The organism is Shewanella woodyi ATCC 51908 (assembly GCF_000019525.1).
GTDB classification, from domain to species: domain Bacteria; phylum Pseudomonadota; class Gammaproteobacteria; order Enterobacterales; family Shewanellaceae; genus Shewanella; species Shewanella woodyi.
This window is the reverse complement of record NC_010506.1, coordinates 1,282,169-1,299,096: the sequence shown is the minus strand read 5'-3', so window position 1 is coordinate 1,299,096 and position 16,928 is coordinate 1,282,169. Positions and strand designations below refer to the sequence as shown.

The following is a 16,928-nucleotide window of genomic DNA, read 5'->3' as shown; positions in this document are numbered from 1 at the left end:
AGCCTCCTTTTTTACATCTATGTTAACTTATATATTATCGCGTCTAACTTTGACACTTTGATTTAGTGTCTCAAGCAGAGATTCAGTATCATTCCATCCGATACAGGCATCGGTAATACTCTGTCCATAACATAAAGGCTCGCCTGGAATATAATCCTGACGCCCCTCAATAAGATTACTTTCAATCATCACACCAAAGATGGCTTTGTCACCTTTGCTTAATTGACCCGCAACATCTTCGCCCACCAATAGCTGACGTTTAAACTGCTTGGCACTATTAGCATGGCTGAAATCGATCATGATATTGAGATCCAGACCTGCTTTATCAAGCTGCTGCTTAATTTCACTCACATGCTCAGCGCTGTAGTTAGGCTCTTTGCCACCACGAAGAATGATATGGCAATCAGCGTTTCCTTTAGTCTCAACAATGGCTGAATGGCCAAACTTGGTCACAGAAAGAAAGTGATGAGGTGCACTGGCAGCTCCAATTGCATCTATAGCAACTTTAATTGTGCCATCAGTACCATTTTTAAAGCCAACAGGACTAGATAGACCCGATGCTAACTCGCGGTGCACTTGAGACTCTGTTGTCCTAGCACCAATCGCTCCCCAACACATAAGATCAGCCACATATTGAGGGGTGATCATATCAAGAAACTCGCCAGCTGTTGGCATCCCCATGTCATTCAGATCCAGCAGCAACTTACGTGCAGTTCGTAAACCATCATTGAGTTTGAAACTGTTATCCATATCAGGATCGTTAATCAAACCTTTCCAACCTACGGTTGTACGAGGCTTCTCAAAGTAAACTCGCATCACTATCTCAAGCTGATCTTTATACTGCTCTCTAAGCTTGACCAGTTTCCGCCCATACTCAAGTGCCGCCACTGGGTCATGAATCGAACAAGGGCCGACAACGACCAGTAAGCGATCATCATTTTTTCTAAGAATGTGATGTATATTGTCACGTGCATTAAAAACCGTTGCCGACGCGTTCTCGGTTGCCGGAAATCGTTCCAGAATCGCAATGGGAGGCAATAGCTCTTTGATCTTATTTATTCGTACATCATCATTTTTATAATACATGGTTATCAACTTACTCCGGCTTACTGTTAAACAAATTTCTCTCGGCAATGCTACTAAGTTCAATTTATCCAGTATTAATCAATAATGCAATTAGGATATAACAAATAAACACAATAAAGATTTTAAGCAAATATTATCAACAACTTAAAATATACACTTCCAATTTTATTATTAAACTAAGGGTGAGTTCATGGCATTTTCATTACAACAACTTTAATAATATATTAGCTTTTAACCAACATAGGAGCTCAAATGCGCATATATAAAACTTTTCAAAATGAGTTATCAAAAGACAATTCCATTAACGAAGCGATGATTAATCAAGCTTTTATCCCATACAAGAAAACAACCCCAAATAGTTCAAAAAACGCTCTACACCACCCAAACAAAAGCAGTACCAACCGCTAATAACGATAGCAAAAACAGACTAATTACACATAAAAACCCCAAAATAAGATGATTATCTCGAGCCAAAAGAATGAAGAAACGAGGCAAAAAAATTTAAAACAGAGCTGCCCTCTATTTATCACCTACAGACACCATCAAATATAGATAGAGAATAAAATTTCAAACGCAAGCCTCAAACCTTTAATTTAAAAGGTACTAATGTACTACTGATTTTACTTGATAGCGCAAAAACTAGCCGTTAGGTTGGGCCAATGAGGTCTGACGTCAGACCTCTTACCCGATTAACAATATAATAAAGAGAAAAGCCAATGAAACATTACTACAAGTTACTACTCTTGGGTCTGTTTGCTGTCAGCCCATTGGCCCAAAGTGCAAGTGGAGTCGCATTTGTACATGGAACCGGAGACCAAAGTGATGCACTTAATGATTACTGGAATCCAAACTTTATCAACACGATTCGTCAAGGTATCTCGCAACCTAATAACTACATGGTCGTTAACTGCGATTTTGATCAATATATGTGGGATGCTGCAGCTTCTGGTTGCCTTGCAACCCAACTCACTCAATTTATCGATAGCAAAAATATCGATGACCTCACCCTAATTACCCACTCTAATGGTGGCAATGTTGTCAGGTGGATACTGTCAAATCCAACCTGGGATAGCCGCTACCCAAATATTATCAATGCGGTTAACCAAGTTGTAGCTATCGCCCCCTCTAGCGGCGGTACTCCTCTGGCCGACGCCGTCAACCAAGGCTCAGTATTTGAAACAACTTTAGGTTGGATACTAGGATATGGCAGTGACGCTGTTAAACAGCAACAAGTAAGCTGGATGAGCTATTACAACAGCACTTGGCTTAATGGCACCCAAGGCAGACCTTCATTAAGTGCTCCCTTTGAAGCCGTTGTTGGCTCTGATGTCGACTCGGCAATTTGGGATGGTGATAGCTACTGTGCTGGATATCAATATCAAGTGGCTTTAGAAACCACTCAAAACTGGCTAGATGATTGCTCCGATGGATTTTTAGAGTGTAGCTCTCAAAGCGCAGCAGGTACTGTCTGGTTCAAAGATAAGCAGCGCACAAGAGGCAGTGAGCCCTTGAGTCACCAACAGAGTCGGCGCGACTGTTTTAATCTGCACACCATTATCCGAGATCATATATAGGAGACCACAGATGAAAAAGTTAACACATTTAGCCACATCCCTAGCCATGGCAAGCTTATTGGTCGCCTGTCAGGATGACGCCCAAACTGAAGAACCACAAGCAGAAGTGACTAAACAGCAAACAAAAAGCTTCACCCTTGCAGCACCTCAAACAGGTGACTTTAGTTCAACTGAGATCAATGAGCCCACGCTTCCCCCCATCAACAGCAGCCCTGAAGCGGTTAGCTTTGTCACAAAAGTTTCATCAGACTTTACGCTCACGCCACCTGTAAGAGCCCGCTCAGTTCAAAGTGATGAGTATTGGACTAAGGTAACTGGCGATGAGCTAAATCGCGGTGTTAAATTAGCAATAAGCCAAGCATCCAGTGTTATTCGTATCTCCCCAAGAGGCGACACAAGCTCAGGAACATTAACCCATAGTAAAGCAATTGAACCTGAAACGATTCAGCTGCTCAAAGAGGGAGCTAAAGAGAGTCAAAGTCGCTCATACATAAAGTCACTGGCAGACTCGCAAGCTCTGGCCACTGCAGGTCTAACAGATGACTCCAGCGCCTTAATACTCTCCTCAGATGCAACCGCAGGCCAATATCGATTGAAAGTAAGCGAGAAGCTCGAACCCGACGCCAGCTATATGGTGAATGTGAAAGAGAAACACTCCCCTTACAAACTAAAACTCACTAGCAAAGATAGCCTTTCTTCAGCTCAAACCTCAATGCCATTTCAACTTGAGCTAAGTAATAATCAAACTCAGTTAAAGCCCAAAGCAAGCCTTAAACACGCAAATGGCCACTATCAAGCACTAGAAGTTGAGCAGGTTAATGGCCAGTGGAGCGCCAAGCTACCTGAACTTGATGCTATGCCTGTCAGCAACTCAGGTCTGAGTGAGATCCAACTCGAAGTGCAAACCGATGTTGCAGGTGAACAGGTGATCAGAACCGTTAAAAAAGCCTTTAAACAGTTTGTGCCATCGGCAAAGATTCAGCCAGAGGTGTCTACAAGTTGGGAGCAAGGAGTACCTAGCTCACTCACAGTAAGTTTAGAGATGAAAAAAGCGGGACGTTTCTCTGTTGCAGGCTTTCTGACTGGGGTCGATACCCAAGGTAATGATAAACCAATCCTAAGAACTGAATCTGCCGATTGGTTAACGCCTGACTCGACTAAACTCACCTTAAAACTAGACACACAGCTCATTGCTCAGTCTGGTTTAAAGCCTCCCTATAAGTTACAAGGGTTAACCCTTAAAGATCAGGGACAGATGGCAAGGCTAAGCTACCAAGCCCATGGAGTGACATTGAACTAATACCAATCAATATAACTGTTCACGACAAACAAAAATGCTCCTTATTTTAAGGAGCATTTTTATCCTATTGGCTAATAAGAGTTAATGACTCTTCATCGCGTGCAGCTTAGATTGATACTTTAATTTGTTATTCTCATCATTTGAAAGATTAAGAGCCTTCTTCATGTTCGCCTGCGCTCGCCGCTCATCACCTGTTTGCCAGTAAGCCCTAGATAAACCGAAATAGAACTCATGGCGATAATCTGCCTTTGCTACCGCGCGTTTATACCAAAGTAGCGCATCTTGATACTCCTTATCAAAATAGGCTTGCTGAGCCATATCATAGTAATAATAGGGGTTATCGATTCGCTCCAACTCTAATCGTTTATGCACGGCCGCCCACTCCTCAAGCCTGTCTTGTGCTCCTAACATCACCGCATAGTTATAAAGAGCATTCATATCATAGTTATCTATCTCCAGTGCCAGCTTGTAGAGTGTTTCAGCCTCTTGGTTTAGCCCCTTGTAGCGATAGAGCACCGCCAGCGTGTTCAGCGCGGGCATATAACTTGGCATCGCTTGCAGGCCTAACTTTAAAAAGCCATAGGCTTTGTCATAGTCCCCCATCACCAGAGATTCAGCGGCGACATTATTGTAAAACATTGCGGTAACTGTCTTTTTGTTAATCCTTTTTTTATCGAATCCTCGAACAGCTCGCTCAGGCAAAAAATCAACCTGAATAGCCCGCTTTAACATATGCACGGTATCACCATGGCTTAATGGCAATAATCTTAAATTAATATGGCCATTCACCAGATAAAAATCCCCCTGCTTATCCCACACAGGTGGCACCTCAATCTCCTGAAACTCCACCTCGACTCCTAACTCTTGGGCTAAGGCCGATGTCAGCAGCACCAGAGATAAACAGTTTCCCGCCCGTTCGCTAAAGGTTTCACTGGCAACACGAGTCATGTTGTCTCGATACTGAAACGCTCCCTCTTCGGCATTGATATATTCAGCCAACCATTCATTGGCCAGCATGTTATTCGACTTAGTTAATTTGGCCCGCTGTAGCTCTGTCCTGAGCTCTCTTATCGCATCATCAGGTAACGAAAAGAGCTCATCAGGCTGTGGAAGACCATCCACCTCAACAAAATGTTCATCATAAAAATACTGCTCAATTTGGCTAACATGAGCGGTGTTAGAGGTAGAGGTACAAGCTTGAAGAGAGATAAGAATCAGACAGATAAACAGAAGACTAGATTTGTAGAGACTAGGCTTAACACAGCAAAAATTAGAGCTAAACGATTTCATGGACACCAACTTTAAACTAGCAAGAGGTTAAATTCAGTGTACATGAATGAGCAAAAAACAGACAAGGCTAATGCGTTACAAAAGGTTAACAAGTAGAAAGAGAGATTACTCTACCAGTTCAGAGGCTGGCATAACATCATCAACCTGAATATATAACTCTTTGTTTTTATATTGATAAGGTCGATAAAAAAGGCCATTACATCGATAATAGATATAAGGACGAGAGTAGGGAGTACAGGCTAAAGGCAGAGCTTGCAGGATCTGAATTTGCTGCTGCATCCTTAAAGCCTCCTTCCATTCATGCTCGAGCAACACTTGATCTCGGACCGCAAAAGCATCAAACGGCTCACTGGATTTACGTACCACAACTTGACCAGCAGCCGCTGCGTGAGCAAAGCCCGCCACAAATAACAGAGCAAGAGTAGACACGATTTTACGCCGACAGATATTCATACTTCCCCCATCAATAGTCACGATTAATTATCGCACGCGAACCAGATACAGCTCAAGTCTGCTCAGCACGCTTAATATCTTCTAAAATTTCATCTTCAATTCTAACCAGTCGATCTTGCCCCCATACTTGGCACTCTTTATAGCTAAAACTTGGCACGCCCCAAAGCCCAAGCGCATACAACTCCTCTAGATTTAGCTTCGCCCAATCACGCCAGACCTCACTGTTAAGCTCTGTTTTCGCCTCCTGCCAATCTAGCCCCGCCATCTGCACTATCTTTTTTAACCCCGACAGACTTTGACTATTAACTCCCAGTGTATTCACCGCTCTAGAGTAAGCTAAAAGGTATTCCACCTCCCTTCCCTGCCTGCAAGCATAATCAAACAGGGCGTAACAATGCTCGACGCCTTTTCCTAAAGGATCGGCCACAAACCCATAACGAATGCCTAGTTTCATTGCTTCACGCTTAGTATCATGAAATATATACAGTTTCTTCTTACTGGGGACAGATAAGCCTCGCATCACCATAGGAAGCACAGGTTTGACGACTAAGTTGACTCCATAGTGCTCACTCACTCGTACGGCTTGCTCTAACCCCAGATGAGAATATGGGCTTCGGATAGAAAAGTAGAGAGTAAGAGGAGACAGATGTTCACAAACCTTAGCTTTTCTCTCTTTAAAATCTTTAAATGCTAAACCACTTTTATCAAATAATGCTTGTATATTAAGACCTTTAAGCTCAATCAAACGCCGTTCAAGGTGCGCTAACCTATCGACTCCCCAATACCACTCTCCAGCATAATAGAGCATCCCCCCCATGTAATGACCACGGCGATTAAGATAATGGTTATTTGTTTTAAGCCTTGCATCAAGCAGTGAATAGCAATCGAGTGAGCCACTATCAAGCTCGGCTTCCTCCTGCCAAAAATGACGAAACACAGCCAAGCAGGCGGTAAGCGAATTCTCAGCTTTAAAAAGTGCGGCCTGCGCGCACCTTACCTCACCATCGGAGCGCATTGGCTCATTTGCAGGAAAATCAAAACCATAGCGCTCTGCCAAATAGCAGGCATCATCAAAAGCGTTAGCCTTCCAAAGCACTAACTCAGGGAATGCTTCGATATCACGGCTATTCACAGGGTAAAAATGAAATACTGATTTAAGATGGCTAAAGTAGTGGGTTCTAAATTCAACCAGTGCCTGTAGGAGCAGATAGGAGTATGGGTCTTGAATATCAATAAAGATCTCAAACCTATGCTCTCGCTTCAATAAGCGGCGCTTGACCTCATGGAGAGTCCTCTTAACGCTTAGCCAGCATTCACTGCTGATCCCACGTGCAAGGTAAGAGATAAGATAAGATTTTATGACCGATATGATTGCTATGCCTCCTTTATGGTGAGCTCAAACTTAACTTAGTGGATTCAGCCCCAATTTGATAGCCATCCACTTTAAAGAGTTCACAGAGTCAGAAACAAAAAAGCCAGCCTTGAAGGCTGGCATTGAAACCTTGCATTTAAAAAGAGGTGTTAAACTTAACGAGCGCTCTTAATCGAGACAAACTCAGGATAGGCATCGATACCACAGTCAGAGGCATCCATTCCTTTATACTCCTCCTCTTCACTCACTCGGATCCCCATGCTCAACTTCAGGGCATACCAAACAGCAAGTGAAGCGCTAAATACCCAAGCAAAGATAACACCTGCACCATAAAGCTGACCTAACACTGTAGCATCTGCATTTGATAACGGCACTAACATCAAGCCTAAGAACCCAGCAACACCATGTACAGATATCGCACCTACTGGATCATCAATTCTAAGTCTATCCAATGCCACAATAGAGAAAATAACCACACCACCAGCCACTAAACCTATCACACCGGCAAAGGCGATAGAGGGGGAAAGAGGATCGGCAGTGATAGCAACAAGTCCTGCTAACGCACCATTTAAGATCATGGTCAGATCCGCCTTGCCCCACACCATTCTACATACCACCAAAGCAGAGACCGCACCAAAGGCCGCTGCCGAGTTAGTGTTAAGGAAGATTTTAGCCACGGCAGTTGCGTTCTCCGCATCTGAAACTAATAACTGCGAACCACCATTAAAGCCGAACCATCCCATCCATAAAATAAACATACCTAAGGTTGCCATAGGCAAGTTAGAACCAGGAATGGGATTAACTTGTCCATTAGGGCCATATTTCCCCTTACGCGCACCAAGTAAAAGAACCCCTGCAATCGCTGCCGCCGCACCGGCCATATGAACAATACCGCTACCAGCAAAATCAACAAACCCAGCCTTGTAGAGAAAACCTTCACCCCATGTCCAATAGCCTTCTACTGGATAGATAAACCCAGTCATCACCACTGAAAACGCTAAGAAGGCCCATAGCTTCATACGCTCAGCCACTGCACCAGATACAATTGACATTGCCGTTGCAACAAAGACAACCTGGAAAAAGAAATCAGACTCAAGAGCATGATCAGCCCCCTCTTCTTGGCTACCTATCAAGGTGCTAATAGAGGGCAGCCAGCCACCCGCAGCGTTATCAACATACATGATGTTGTAACCCACAATCAGAAACATCACACAGGAGATAGAGTACAAACATACGTTTTTAGTTAAGATCTCTGTGGTGTTTTTCGATCTCACCAACCCAGCTTCTAACATGGCAAAACCCGCAGCCATCCACATAACTAGCGCACCGGAGATCAAAAAATAGAAGGTATCTAACGCAAACCTTAATTCAGATACCGTCACACCTAATTTCGCTAACTCGTCCATCATCTATCCCCTTAAAGTGCTTCGTTATCTAGCTCGCCCGTACGAATACGGATGGCTTGTTCTAAATCCGACACAAAAATCTTTCCGTCACCAATTTTTCCAGTTCTAGAAGCATTCACAATCGACTCAATAAGCAACTCAAGATTCTCCGCTTTCGTGGCGATCTCAAGTTTAACTTTTGGTAGGAAATCGACCTGATACTCTGCGCCACGATATAGCTCAGTGTGCCCTTTTTGACGACCAAAACCCTTTACCTCTGTAACCGTCATCCCCTCAATACCGACACCCGCAATCGCTTCACGGACATCATCTAACTTAAACGGCTTAATGATAGCGCTGACCAGTTTCATACCAATCTCCCTAACTTAAATTGTTAATCACTTCTGCTAATGACTAATTCAAGCATTAGGCCAAGTTAACAAACTGATAACTTTTAATGAGTTAGCGATCTTCCTTAAAACCAGCCTAGTGTATTGCGCACCATTAAGGTGCGCATAAAAACTCAATGCACGGAATTAGCGCACTCATGTCATTAAGCAGTTAGACCAAATGCTGATTGGAAATAGGATGATTAGCTGTAGAATAAAACTCACTATCATCAGAGGTGTGTAAAGATGTTGAATCCACAAGAGTGCGTACTGGTTGTTGTCGACGTTCAGGGAAAGTTAGCTCAAGTGATGGACAGCAGTGCAGAGCTACACCAAACACTACTGAACCTCATCAAGGGCACCGCCCTATTTGATATTCCAACATTATGGTTAGAGCAACTACCCGATAAACTGGGCCAAACTAGCCCTCTTCTCTATCAGGAGCTGATAAAGCAAAGCTCTCCCATAGCAAAGCAGCATTTTAGTGGCTGGCAAGCTGAGCAGTTTAAAGATCAACTTACCGCGCTAAACCGTACACAGATACTGCTAGTCGGAATAGAGTCCCATGTGTGCGTATATCAAACCTGCAGCGATCTTCTAGAAAACGACTTTGATGTTCATCTTATCGTCGACGCCATCTCCTCACGCACCGCAGCGAATAAGCAACTAGGTATTGAGATGATGCAACACAAGGGCGCGCAGATAAGCAATATGGAATCACTGCTATTTGAGCTTCAACATGAAGCCGTAGGAGAGAGGTTTAAAGCGTTACTAAAATTTATAAAGTAACTAGCCAAAGGTTGTTTTATTTGCCTGATAACAAGTTTGCTGACTTGCAAGATAGCAAGTTTCAAGTATCTTTTTAGGTTGGATTCATTGGGCTGGTTTGGTATTTGGTTGGTTTGCTGGATACCATGACTTCAATTCAGCTAATTGCTTGCAGCAGGTTGAGCCACATTGTCGGATAACAATGCTTCAAGTCTCTTTTTGATTGGGTTCATTTCGCTAATTTGATGTTTGGTTGGTTTGCTAAGTACCATAGCTAAGTTGGTGTCTATTGCTTGCAGCATGCTGAATGTATGAATACTTCTGCGGGACGCTGTGAAGCCATCCTTGGCCGCTCTGCGGTTTCATCCTTGAAACCGAAGCCCACAGACGCATTCACACCTGACTCAGATTCCTACTTGAGCATCTCTTCGATTTGGGCTAATGAACTACGACCCCTTTATTGTTGATTTTAGATATGGATATCGTTGCAAGTATATCTGACCTCTAGGGATGGAGAAAATGCAGAAAAATGTCTGGAACATTTTCAACCCTGTAGTCTCTGCGATGACATCTGATGTGAATGGATTCACAAATGCCGTGGTGACAGGATGACATAGAACGGCCATGTCATCGAAGCTCACTGACGTACCTACACCTGAGTATTTATCTCTTCGATTGAGGTTTTGGGCTGTAACTCATTTTTGAACAGAAGTGAGTTAGACCCAATTGATTAGAAAAAGTATATCAGCCCCCTATTAGCTCCGGCCCCTTTATCGAAGACAATTGAGTAGTTTTGAATGCTGAAGGTAGCCGATTATAAGTGTGACCTTAAGCTACCTCCAGAGAGAGTTTTATATCGTATATGGACACTTAGGCTTTCCGCCTTTAGCAATGACATCTAACTGCTCAAAAGAAGCTGCACGAGTAAAGTCATTAGCGTAACCTACTATCTCGGTTTTCTCATCCTCAGCGGCTGCGACAACCGATACAATCAAAAGGTGAGAATATCCATTATTCAACATTTTCTTGACTGCATATTCAGTTCCACCATCAATCTTATATTGGTCAACGTGAATAACCTCACCTAAAGTCGTTCCCCCCATCTTCACCAAGCTAGTTTTATAACATTGCGAAAGAAACTCTCCGACTTGGCTGGAAACTAACGATTGGCTTGAGGAGGAGGTGTAAACTTCACTCTTACTTCCTTTTTGCTTAACAGAGTCAATAGTGTTCACAAAAGCACAACCAGAAACTAAAGCTGCAACGGCAATCCATATTATTATTTTCATCATTTTCCATAATTAAAAGAGTTAATTAACGATCATACGATAACAAGTATAATACGATAGAGACACAGATAATAAAGGTCAACGATAGACAAAGCAATCAAGGTTATATGACTAATTAAAATACCAAGAAAAGTGAGAATAACGACCAAAGGCTAATTCGCTACGCCCCTTTATTTTTCGCGATACCTCACCTTAAAACCTAAGCCCACAGCCGCGTTCATACATGACTCTGATTCCTATTTAAGCATCTCTTAGGTGTGAGACTTAGGATTATAAAGTGTTATTCAATGATTAGAGAGGTGCCTACACTATGACCTTGGCGTAGCTATCGCGTTCTATATCAGCAACTTCAACAGAGATTGAGCAATCCGTCATTTGCAACTTTTTTAATTGCGCTAAAACTAATTCGGTTAATCGTGATTTTTGCTCTAGGTTACGCCCCGAAAGTATTTTTAACGTAACATGTACAAACTTTAGCTCCACATTACCCGTTTGATAATTGGCATATGGCAAGGCTCTAACTTTGATATCACTGCCTTCAGCCTCAAACAAATTTGATGCTAAAGCTCCCTGATAGACACTGGCAATCAAGAGATCACCCTCAATGTTCCCTGAATGCTCAATGACACAATGTGGCACTTGAATCTCCTCTAATGCGAACCCTAAATAGTAAACATAAAATTAGTTATTGACGCCATAGTCTCTTGTTAGATTTTATTTATTCTTATAACGTTCAGGACAACCGTTGTCATCGCAGTAATGGTATTTTTGTAATTCATCAAGTCTACTTGATAGTTTCTCATTTCTACAAATATGATACCTTGCCGCATTAGAGGTACCAGATAAAGCTCCTGAAATCATTCTTGAACGACACTCAGATTCAACATAGTTTACCCAGTGCTCCTGACTTTTTAGTACGGATAAAGATCGTTTTTTTACTTTAAATGAAGATTGGATAGTATTTATTAAAGCGGATATTTCTTGTTCTTTTGCTTGGTTCGCCTTCATTTGGCATTGAACCATCTCACTCATTGTTTGCCACAATTCATCACACCCTATAAAGGTCTGTTGACCATACGCCATATTTACAAACATTAAGAAAATAAGTGGGGCTAAGTACTTCTTCATTTTGCTTCAATCCTTGAATAAAATTAACGTCCTACCCATAATTGCCTTATTAGCTTTCTACATATTCAAATGTACAAATATTTTCCAAATTCGAAGTCTTATAACCGCTATTACCAACGATCATTTCATTTGAATATTTAGCAACAAAGAACTTTCGATCAATAAACTCTCCCTTCCCGAAATAGATATCCTTAATACCAACATAATATGTACCTTTATGCCTAAAAGGGATTAGTTCAGCGAACCATACACCAAATTCTCGATAGTTGAATTCTGGACTAACTGAATTAAGGCCTGCCTGTTTATAAAACCCTTGTGCTTCTAAGTCTTTTTTGGACTTTATAGCGTCAGTGTTAAACACAGTATAAACTTCTCCAGGCTGACCACTCATCCAAGTAAAGTGCGAATACACATATTCATTTACACCATCATTATCTATATCAAAGACAGCATAATTTATGTCGTTAAGTAATGAGTCGTAGCCATCAGATAGTTTCCGCTGTTTCCACTCTGGTATTCCCTCTTTCCTTGCAAGTATTTTTGCAGCCTCTCTAAAACTTGAAGTAGCTTTAATTAGTCGAATTGAAAACAGTTTGGAACAAACATCATTTTCAGCCCCTTTCGATAATTCAATATGTGCAGAAAATGAATTACCAGAGAAAACCAAAGCAAAAATGTAAATTATTAGTCGCATCCTACTCCTTGAAAGCTAACGCCTTACTCAGCTGCGTTTTGGTTGGAGTGAAGTTTTGGCGAAGCCACTCCAAAACGAAGCGTAGGCCAAAACATCAGCTGAAGTAACTTGTTAAGCATTTATGTACTCACTTAAATATTGGTTGCTTTTATCAATCGCAGATATATTCAATAAAACAGTATTTTCAATTTCTACAGTGCTATGAAAAGCACAGTGTTTTGAATACCAAAATACTTCAGACAAAGGCTCATCGTTATGCCAGATTGTAATGATAAGGTTCTCTTCAGGAATTTCATTGAAATCAAATTTTTCTAGATTTGCTATATCTACGGACGTGTCCCATGATCCGCATTCTATTCCCCACGCCATCATATAGAGGCACCCGCTTTCGACAAGCCAAGCACTTACTTCTTTTTGTCGCACCTCAGGAACACCTTTCTCTACGACAACAATGCATCGAAAAGGACCCAGTTTTGAAATATCGGGTAAAATTGTGTTTTTAGTTAATTGCACGTATTCCATGATTGATGCTTAACAGTATATTAGACTTAATTCCGAAAAAGAATATACAGCAAAGTTGTTTCATATTGACAAAGTAACTCTTATTCACCTTATATTCAATAACTTAAAAAACGAACAGCACATTCTGTGAGCAACTCTAGTGTTGAAAGCCAGAGTTTAGTTATTTGTGATTTATTTAGCACAATTCAAAATGTAATCAACCTTCATTCGAAGGATGAAAAAAAGCCCTCTTTGGGAAAAGAGGGCTTTATCTATGCAGGTTTTGTTAACTTGTACAGTACAAGTTCAAGCTTATCGCTTAGTAAGTTGCTTCACGCTTTTTAGCTTCAGCATCCCACTTAGGAAGTACAGTCTTCTTGAACTCTTCCTTATCAGCATTCATCTTCTTCATATCCATACCTAGAGCCGCTTGTGCTTTCGCTTTAGTAGAGATATCTGGAAGAGCGATTGGCTGTGGTACACCTTTCTTAGCAAGTAGTTGAGCTAGCTTAACGCGAGCATCAGCCGCTTTATCTACCGCTGTACCTAGTACACGTAGTGCTTCATCAGGAGCGTGAGAGGCAACACCGTGAGAGGCGATTGCATAATCCCAGCGCCATTGAGCATGACGGATATCGGTTAGGATAGGCTTCATTTCAGCTTCGGTAGCACCCGCTTTCCAAGCAGCGCCTGCTTCGAAGTGTGCCTTAACTAGCTGGTTTTCAGCTCTAAGCTGAATCTCTTTCACCTTAGCTTTACGCTCTTTATCTAGGTTAACCATGAACTCTTTGCTTTGATCATGACAATTACCACAGGTCTCTTCGAAACGATCGAATGGGTTACCCACTTTATGATCGGTGAACTTACGACCTTCAGCGTTCTTAACCTTAGGCATGTGACAGTCAGTACAGCTTACGTTGTTCTTACCGTGCATACCTAGCTGCCAAGTTTCATAGCCTGGGTGTTGAGCTTTCAACATTGGTGTTTTAGAGACTTTGTGAGTCCAGTCTGCGAAATCGATAGCATCATAGTATGCTTCCATATCTTCAACAGTGGTGCCCTTGTCCCATGGGAACTTAACAAAACCTTTCTTATCGGCAGTCTTCTCGAAGTAGTACTCTACGTGACACTGGCCACACACCATAGACTGCTTATCTTTACGAGATGCTTTATCAAATGGTGTACCAATCGCTTCCATGCCGCGCTCTGCGAATGGACGAGAGATACGTAGCTTAGACTTACCTTTTTCGTGACAATCACTACAACCGATAGTGTTGACGATCTCTGCTCCGCCTTTGTACCACTTTCCAGAGAAGTAACCATCTTCACCTTGCTCTTCGATCATGCGAGGTACATCTGGACTTTTACAAGACCAACACGCCATAGGCATAGGCCCATCGGTATCTTTCTTAGGTGCACCTGTACGCAGTGTATTGCGTAAATCAGTCACCGCATACATATGACCACGAGCCTTGTTATAGTCTTTAGCAAAACCGTAACCGGCCCAAAGAATAACTAGGTTAGGATCTTGCTCAAGTGCGTCGGTGATCTCTACACTTTCTGAAGTCTCATGCCAGCTATTGTATTGCTTAGAGAACTTATCTTTATATTGCTCATTACGTGGCTCAGTTTTATCACTTGCCATCGCACCAGAAGCCATTAGGCTTGCTGCGACCAATGCACTCAGTGCAAAGGATTTTTTAGTTAATATTCTCACCATCTCATCTCCGTGTTACTTTATAGTAATCTTAATAACCACAACATCTCCAAGGCCAAAGTTAGCCTCTTAGTTAGAGGAAAAATATACCCCTTATGAGGTATCCGAGATAAAGTTTGCGGTAGATCAACATGTAAACGTGTTGTTGCTCACATTTTTGCATTTTTGTTAACTTACTAAAGGGTTAACTAAATTAATCACCTTCAATTTTTAGCTTAATCATTCTAATTTAGTGAGTTTTTATATAATGAAAAACGGTAGTCTAACATCCACCATTTTAGGTCTAATGTTAACGTTAATTTTATTATCCAGTGGTTTAGCAACCTTTGCGATTATCAACCTGACCTATAGCTTAGGCGATGCTCGCGCCATCAACGCATCTGGCTCCTTACGAATGCAAAGTTATCGTTTAATGTTTTACGCTAATTCAGGGAGTGAAGAGTCTGAAGGTAAGATAAAGGAGTTTGAAAATACCCTTTATTCTGAAGCACTAAAGCGCTCTGTTGTCTGGTATAGTCCCCAAGAGTTGGAAGATCAATATCGATTAGTGGTTCAGAAGTGGAAGGTGATGAAATCCTACATTGAAGATGAAAATTCACGCCTTTATGCCGCCTCGCTTAAAGACTTTGTTGATACTATAGATCTCCTGGTGCTTGAAACTGAGCTTCATGCAGCCTTTAAGCTAAAAATTCTAGCTACAAGTCAGATTTTTGGGTTGGGGTTAATGCTATTTATTGCATTTTTAGCCGTTCGCTTTACCAAGAAAAAAGTGGTTACGCCATTGAAGCAGTTAATGGAGTCCGCCAACACCATATCTAAAGGGGACTTTGATGTTCGGATGCCTAAAACTGAGTATATCGAACTCAGCTCATTAAGTGATGCACTCGACAGCACCGCAAAGGAGCTCTCTACCCTTTATCGCAACCTCGAATCCCAAGTAGAGGAGAAGACTCATGCATTAACTCGAGCCAACAATGAACTAACGCTACTTTACGACAATCTAGTCATGTTGCACTCAGGCACCTTAGACATTAAAACCCTGAAAAAAGCGTTAAACCAGCTCAGTAAACATGAACCTCATACCTTCTTACGTCTGGTTATTTCACAAGATCAGGAAAGTAAGCAAGTGATTGAAGCCGATAATGGCTGGCCGCTGGCAAGTGGGAATCAAATTCACTACCCATTGAAGTTTGAAGACTACGAACTGGGCTACCTTGAGGTGATCTCAAGTACGCCAAATCATCCTTTATTTGATAATTTTGCCATTATGCTGGCCCGCTCTATTGTTATCTTTAATGCTGGCGAGCAGAAGCAACAGTTAGCACTAATGGAGGAGCGTGGCGTTATTGCCAGAGAGCTACATGACTCGCTAGGTCAAATTCTCTCATTTTTAAAAATACAGGTAAATCTGCTCTCTAAGGGGTTAGACACCGCATGTAGAAGCCCTCAAGTAGAGGGACAGATTGCAGAGATAAATGAGGGGGTAAACACCGCCTATGTGCAATTAAGAGAGCTTCTTTCTACCTTTAGGCTCACCATTAACGACCCTAACCTGAACCATGCTATTGAGGTGATGTTAGATCAGCTAAGAAGTCAGTCAAAAATATCTATCTCACTGGACTACAAGCTACCGCTGCAACTATTAGGCGCGCATCAGCATATACACGTGTTACAGTTGACCCGAGAAGCGACACTCAATGCGATAAAGCATGCACAGGCTCAACACATAAAGATCAAATGTTTTAAAAGCTCTGATACCCATGTCACCATCTCTATCAGCGATGATGGCGTAGGTATAGAACAACTCAAAGAGCGCGATCAACACTTTGGCATAGGCATTATGCATGAGCGTGCGAGCCGCTTATCAGGTATAGTAGAGTTTGGCAGTAACCCTGATGGAGGAACAACAGTGACGCTCACTTTTCCACCTCAGCAAAAACCTGTTCAATAAATTAAGTCTAAGATGTTTACACCTCAAGGAG

Annotated in this window: 16 protein-coding genes; 4 read left to right on the top strand and 12 right to left on the bottom strand. The window is 42.0% G+C overall.

The features are described from left to right. Window positions 1–27: 27 nt before the first annotated feature. Entirely contained in the window at window positions 28–1,086 is a 1,059-nt protein-coding gene (gene aroG, locus SWOO_RS05025) for a 3-deoxy-7-phosphoheptulonate synthase AroG (RefSeq protein ID WP_012323626.1), read from the bottom strand. Window positions 1,087–1,802: 716 nt separating this feature from the next. Here aroG and SWOO_RS05020 point away from each other — a divergent pair. Together SWOO_RS05020 and SWOO_RS05015 are read left to right on the top strand one after the other, a co-directional pair. Further along, the gene (locus SWOO_RS05020) at window positions 1,803–2,660 is read left to right on the top strand and encodes a lipase family protein (RefSeq protein ID WP_012323625.1); all 858 of its coding nucleotides are present in this window, start codon (window positions 1,803–1,805) and stop codon (window positions 2,658–2,660) included. 10 nt (window positions 2,661–2,670) lie between these two features. Further along, window positions 2,671–3,960 carry a DUF4785 domain-containing protein gene (locus SWOO_RS05015; protein ID WP_012323624.1) on the top strand — a complete coding sequence of 430 codons (1,290 nt, stop codon included), beginning with the start codon at window positions 2,671–2,673 and terminating at the stop codon, window positions 3,958–3,960. A gap of 81 nt (window positions 3,961–4,041) precedes the next feature. Here the strand turns inward: SWOO_RS05015 and SWOO_RS05010 are convergent, their stop codons facing one another. The 5 genes from SWOO_RS05010 to SWOO_RS04990 all read right to left on the bottom strand — a co-directional run bounded on the left by SWOO_RS05010 (window position 4,042) and on the right by SWOO_RS04990 (window position 8,831). Further along, on the bottom strand, window positions 4,042–5,250 hold the full coding sequence (locus SWOO_RS05010; RefSeq protein ID WP_012323623.1) for a tetratricopeptide repeat protein: 1,209 nt from the start codon (window positions 5,248–5,250) through the stop codon (window positions 4,042–4,044). Between the two features lie 105 nt (window positions 5,251–5,355). Further along, complete coding sequence (locus SWOO_RS05005) at window positions 5,356–5,703, bottom strand: hypothetical protein (protein ID WP_012323622.1); 348 nt, start codon at window positions 5,701–5,703, stop codon at window positions 5,356–5,358. A gap of 52 nt (window positions 5,704–5,755) precedes the next feature. Beyond that, window positions 5,756–6,967 (bottom strand): DsbA family protein, encoded by a 1,212-nt coding sequence (locus SWOO_RS05000; protein WP_049774252.1) that lies wholly within the window; start codon window positions 6,965–6,967, stop codon window positions 5,756–5,758. A gap of 263 nt (window positions 6,968–7,230) precedes the next feature. After that, a complete protein-coding gene (locus SWOO_RS04995; protein WP_041417500.1) occupies window positions 7,231–8,481 on the bottom strand; it encodes an ammonium transporter in 1,251 nt (416 codons plus the stop codon). A gap of 11 nt (window positions 8,482–8,492) precedes the next feature. After that, the gene (locus SWOO_RS04990; protein ID WP_012323619.1) at window positions 8,493–8,831 is read right to left on the bottom strand and encodes a P-II family nitrogen regulator; all 339 of its coding nucleotides are present in this window, start codon (window positions 8,829–8,831) and stop codon (window positions 8,493–8,495) included. A gap of 264 nt (window positions 8,832–9,095) precedes the next feature. Between SWOO_RS04990 and SWOO_RS04985 the strand changes: the two genes are divergently transcribed. Next, a complete protein-coding gene (locus SWOO_RS04985; protein ID WP_012323618.1) occupies window positions 9,096–9,638 on the top strand; it encodes an isochorismatase family protein in 543 nt (180 codons plus the stop codon). 830 nt (window positions 9,639–10,468) lie between these two features. Here the strand turns inward: SWOO_RS04985 and SWOO_RS04980 are convergent. The 6 genes from SWOO_RS04980 to nrfA all read right to left on the bottom strand — a co-directional run bounded on the left by SWOO_RS04980 (window position 10,469) and on the right by nrfA (window position 14,949). Then, entirely contained in the window at window positions 10,469–10,909 is a 441-nt protein-coding gene (locus SWOO_RS04980) for a hypothetical protein (RefSeq protein WP_012323617.1), read from the bottom strand. 300 nt (window positions 10,910–11,209) lie between these two features. Then, on the bottom strand, window positions 11,210–11,545 hold the full coding sequence (locus SWOO_RS04975) for a 5-carboxymethyl-2-hydroxymuconate Delta-isomerase (RefSeq protein WP_012323616.1): 336 nt from the start codon (window positions 11,543–11,545) through the stop codon (window positions 11,210–11,212). Between the two features lie 75 nt (window positions 11,546–11,620). Then, complete coding sequence (locus tag SWOO_RS04970) at window positions 11,621–12,034, bottom strand: lysozyme inhibitor LprI family protein (RefSeq protein WP_012323615.1); 414 nt, start codon at window positions 12,032–12,034, stop codon at window positions 11,621–11,623. A 49-nt stretch (window positions 12,035–12,083) separates the two neighbouring features. After that, a complete protein-coding gene (locus tag SWOO_RS04965; RefSeq protein ID WP_012323614.1) occupies window positions 12,084–12,728 on the bottom strand; it encodes a hypothetical protein in 645 nt (214 codons plus the stop codon). Window positions 12,729–12,839: 111 nt separating this feature from the next. After that, the gene (locus SWOO_RS04960) at window positions 12,840–13,250 is read right to left on the bottom strand and encodes a DUF7684 family protein (RefSeq protein ID WP_012323613.1); all 411 of its coding nucleotides are present in this window, start codon (window positions 13,248–13,250) and stop codon (window positions 12,840–12,842) included. 298 nt (window positions 13,251–13,548) lie between these two features. Further along, window positions 13,549–14,949: an ammonia-forming nitrite reductase cytochrome c552 subunit gene (nrfA, locus tag SWOO_RS04955; protein ID WP_012323612.1), complete on the bottom strand. Its 1,401-nt coding sequence runs from the start codon at window positions 14,947–14,949 to the stop codon at window positions 13,549–13,551. A 244-nt stretch (window positions 14,950–15,193) separates the two neighbouring features. Between nrfA and narQ the strand changes: the two genes are divergently transcribed. Next, on the top strand, window positions 15,194–16,897 hold the full coding sequence (gene narQ, locus SWOO_RS04950; RefSeq protein ID WP_012323611.1) for a nitrate/nitrite two-component system sensor histidine kinase NarQ: 1,704 nt from the start codon (window positions 15,194–15,196) through the stop codon (window positions 16,895–16,897). Window positions 16,898–16,928 lie beyond the last annotated feature (31 nt).

Coding starts and splice junctions, on each gene's coding strand:
- aroG (WP_012323626.1), bottom strand. CDS start 1,086: ATGTATTATAAAAATGATGATGTACGAATAAATAAGATCAAAGAGCTA.
- SWOO_RS05020 (WP_012323625.1), top strand. CDS start 1,803: ATGAAACATTACTACAAGTTACTACTCTTGGGTCTGTTTGCTGTCAGC.
- SWOO_RS05015 (WP_012323624.1), top strand. CDS start 2,671: ATGAAAAAGTTAACACATTTAGCCACATCCCTAGCCATGGCAAGCTTA.
- SWOO_RS05010 (WP_012323623.1), bottom strand. CDS start 5,250: ATGAAATCGTTTAGCTCTAATTTTTGCTGTGTTAAGCCTAGTCTCTAC.
- SWOO_RS05005 (WP_012323622.1), bottom strand. CDS start 5,703: ATGAATATCTGTCGGCGTAAAATCGTGTCTACTCTTGCTCTGTTATTT.
- SWOO_RS04995 (WP_041417500.1), bottom strand. CDS start 8,481: ATGGACGAGTTAGCGAAATTAGGTGTGACGGTATCTGAATTAAGGTTT.
- SWOO_RS04990 (WP_012323619.1), bottom strand. CDS start 8,831: ATGAAACTGGTCAGCGCTATCATTAAGCCGTTTAAGTTAGATGATGTC.
- SWOO_RS04985 (WP_012323618.1), top strand. CDS start 9,096: ATGTTGAATCCACAAGAGTGCGTACTGGTTGTTGTCGACGTTCAGGGA.
- SWOO_RS04980 (WP_012323617.1), bottom strand. CDS start 10,909: ATGATGAAAATAATAATATGGATTGCCGTTGCAGCTTTAGTTTCTGGT.
- SWOO_RS04970 (WP_012323615.1), bottom strand. CDS start 12,034: ATGAAGAAGTACTTAGCCCCACTTATTTTCTTAATGTTTGTAAATATG.
- SWOO_RS04965 (WP_012323614.1), bottom strand. CDS start 12,728: ATGCGACTAATAATTTACATTTTTGCTTTGGTTTTCTCTGGTAATTCA.
- SWOO_RS04960 (WP_012323613.1), bottom strand. CDS start 13,250: ATGGAATACGTGCAATTAACTAAAAACACAATTTTACCCGATATTTCA.
- nrfA (WP_012323612.1), bottom strand. CDS start 14,949: ATGGTGAGAATATTAACTAAAAAATCCTTTGCACTGAGTGCATTGGTC.
- narQ (WP_012323611.1), top strand. CDS start 15,194: ATGAAAAACGGTAGTCTAACATCCACCATTTTAGGTCTAATGTTAACG.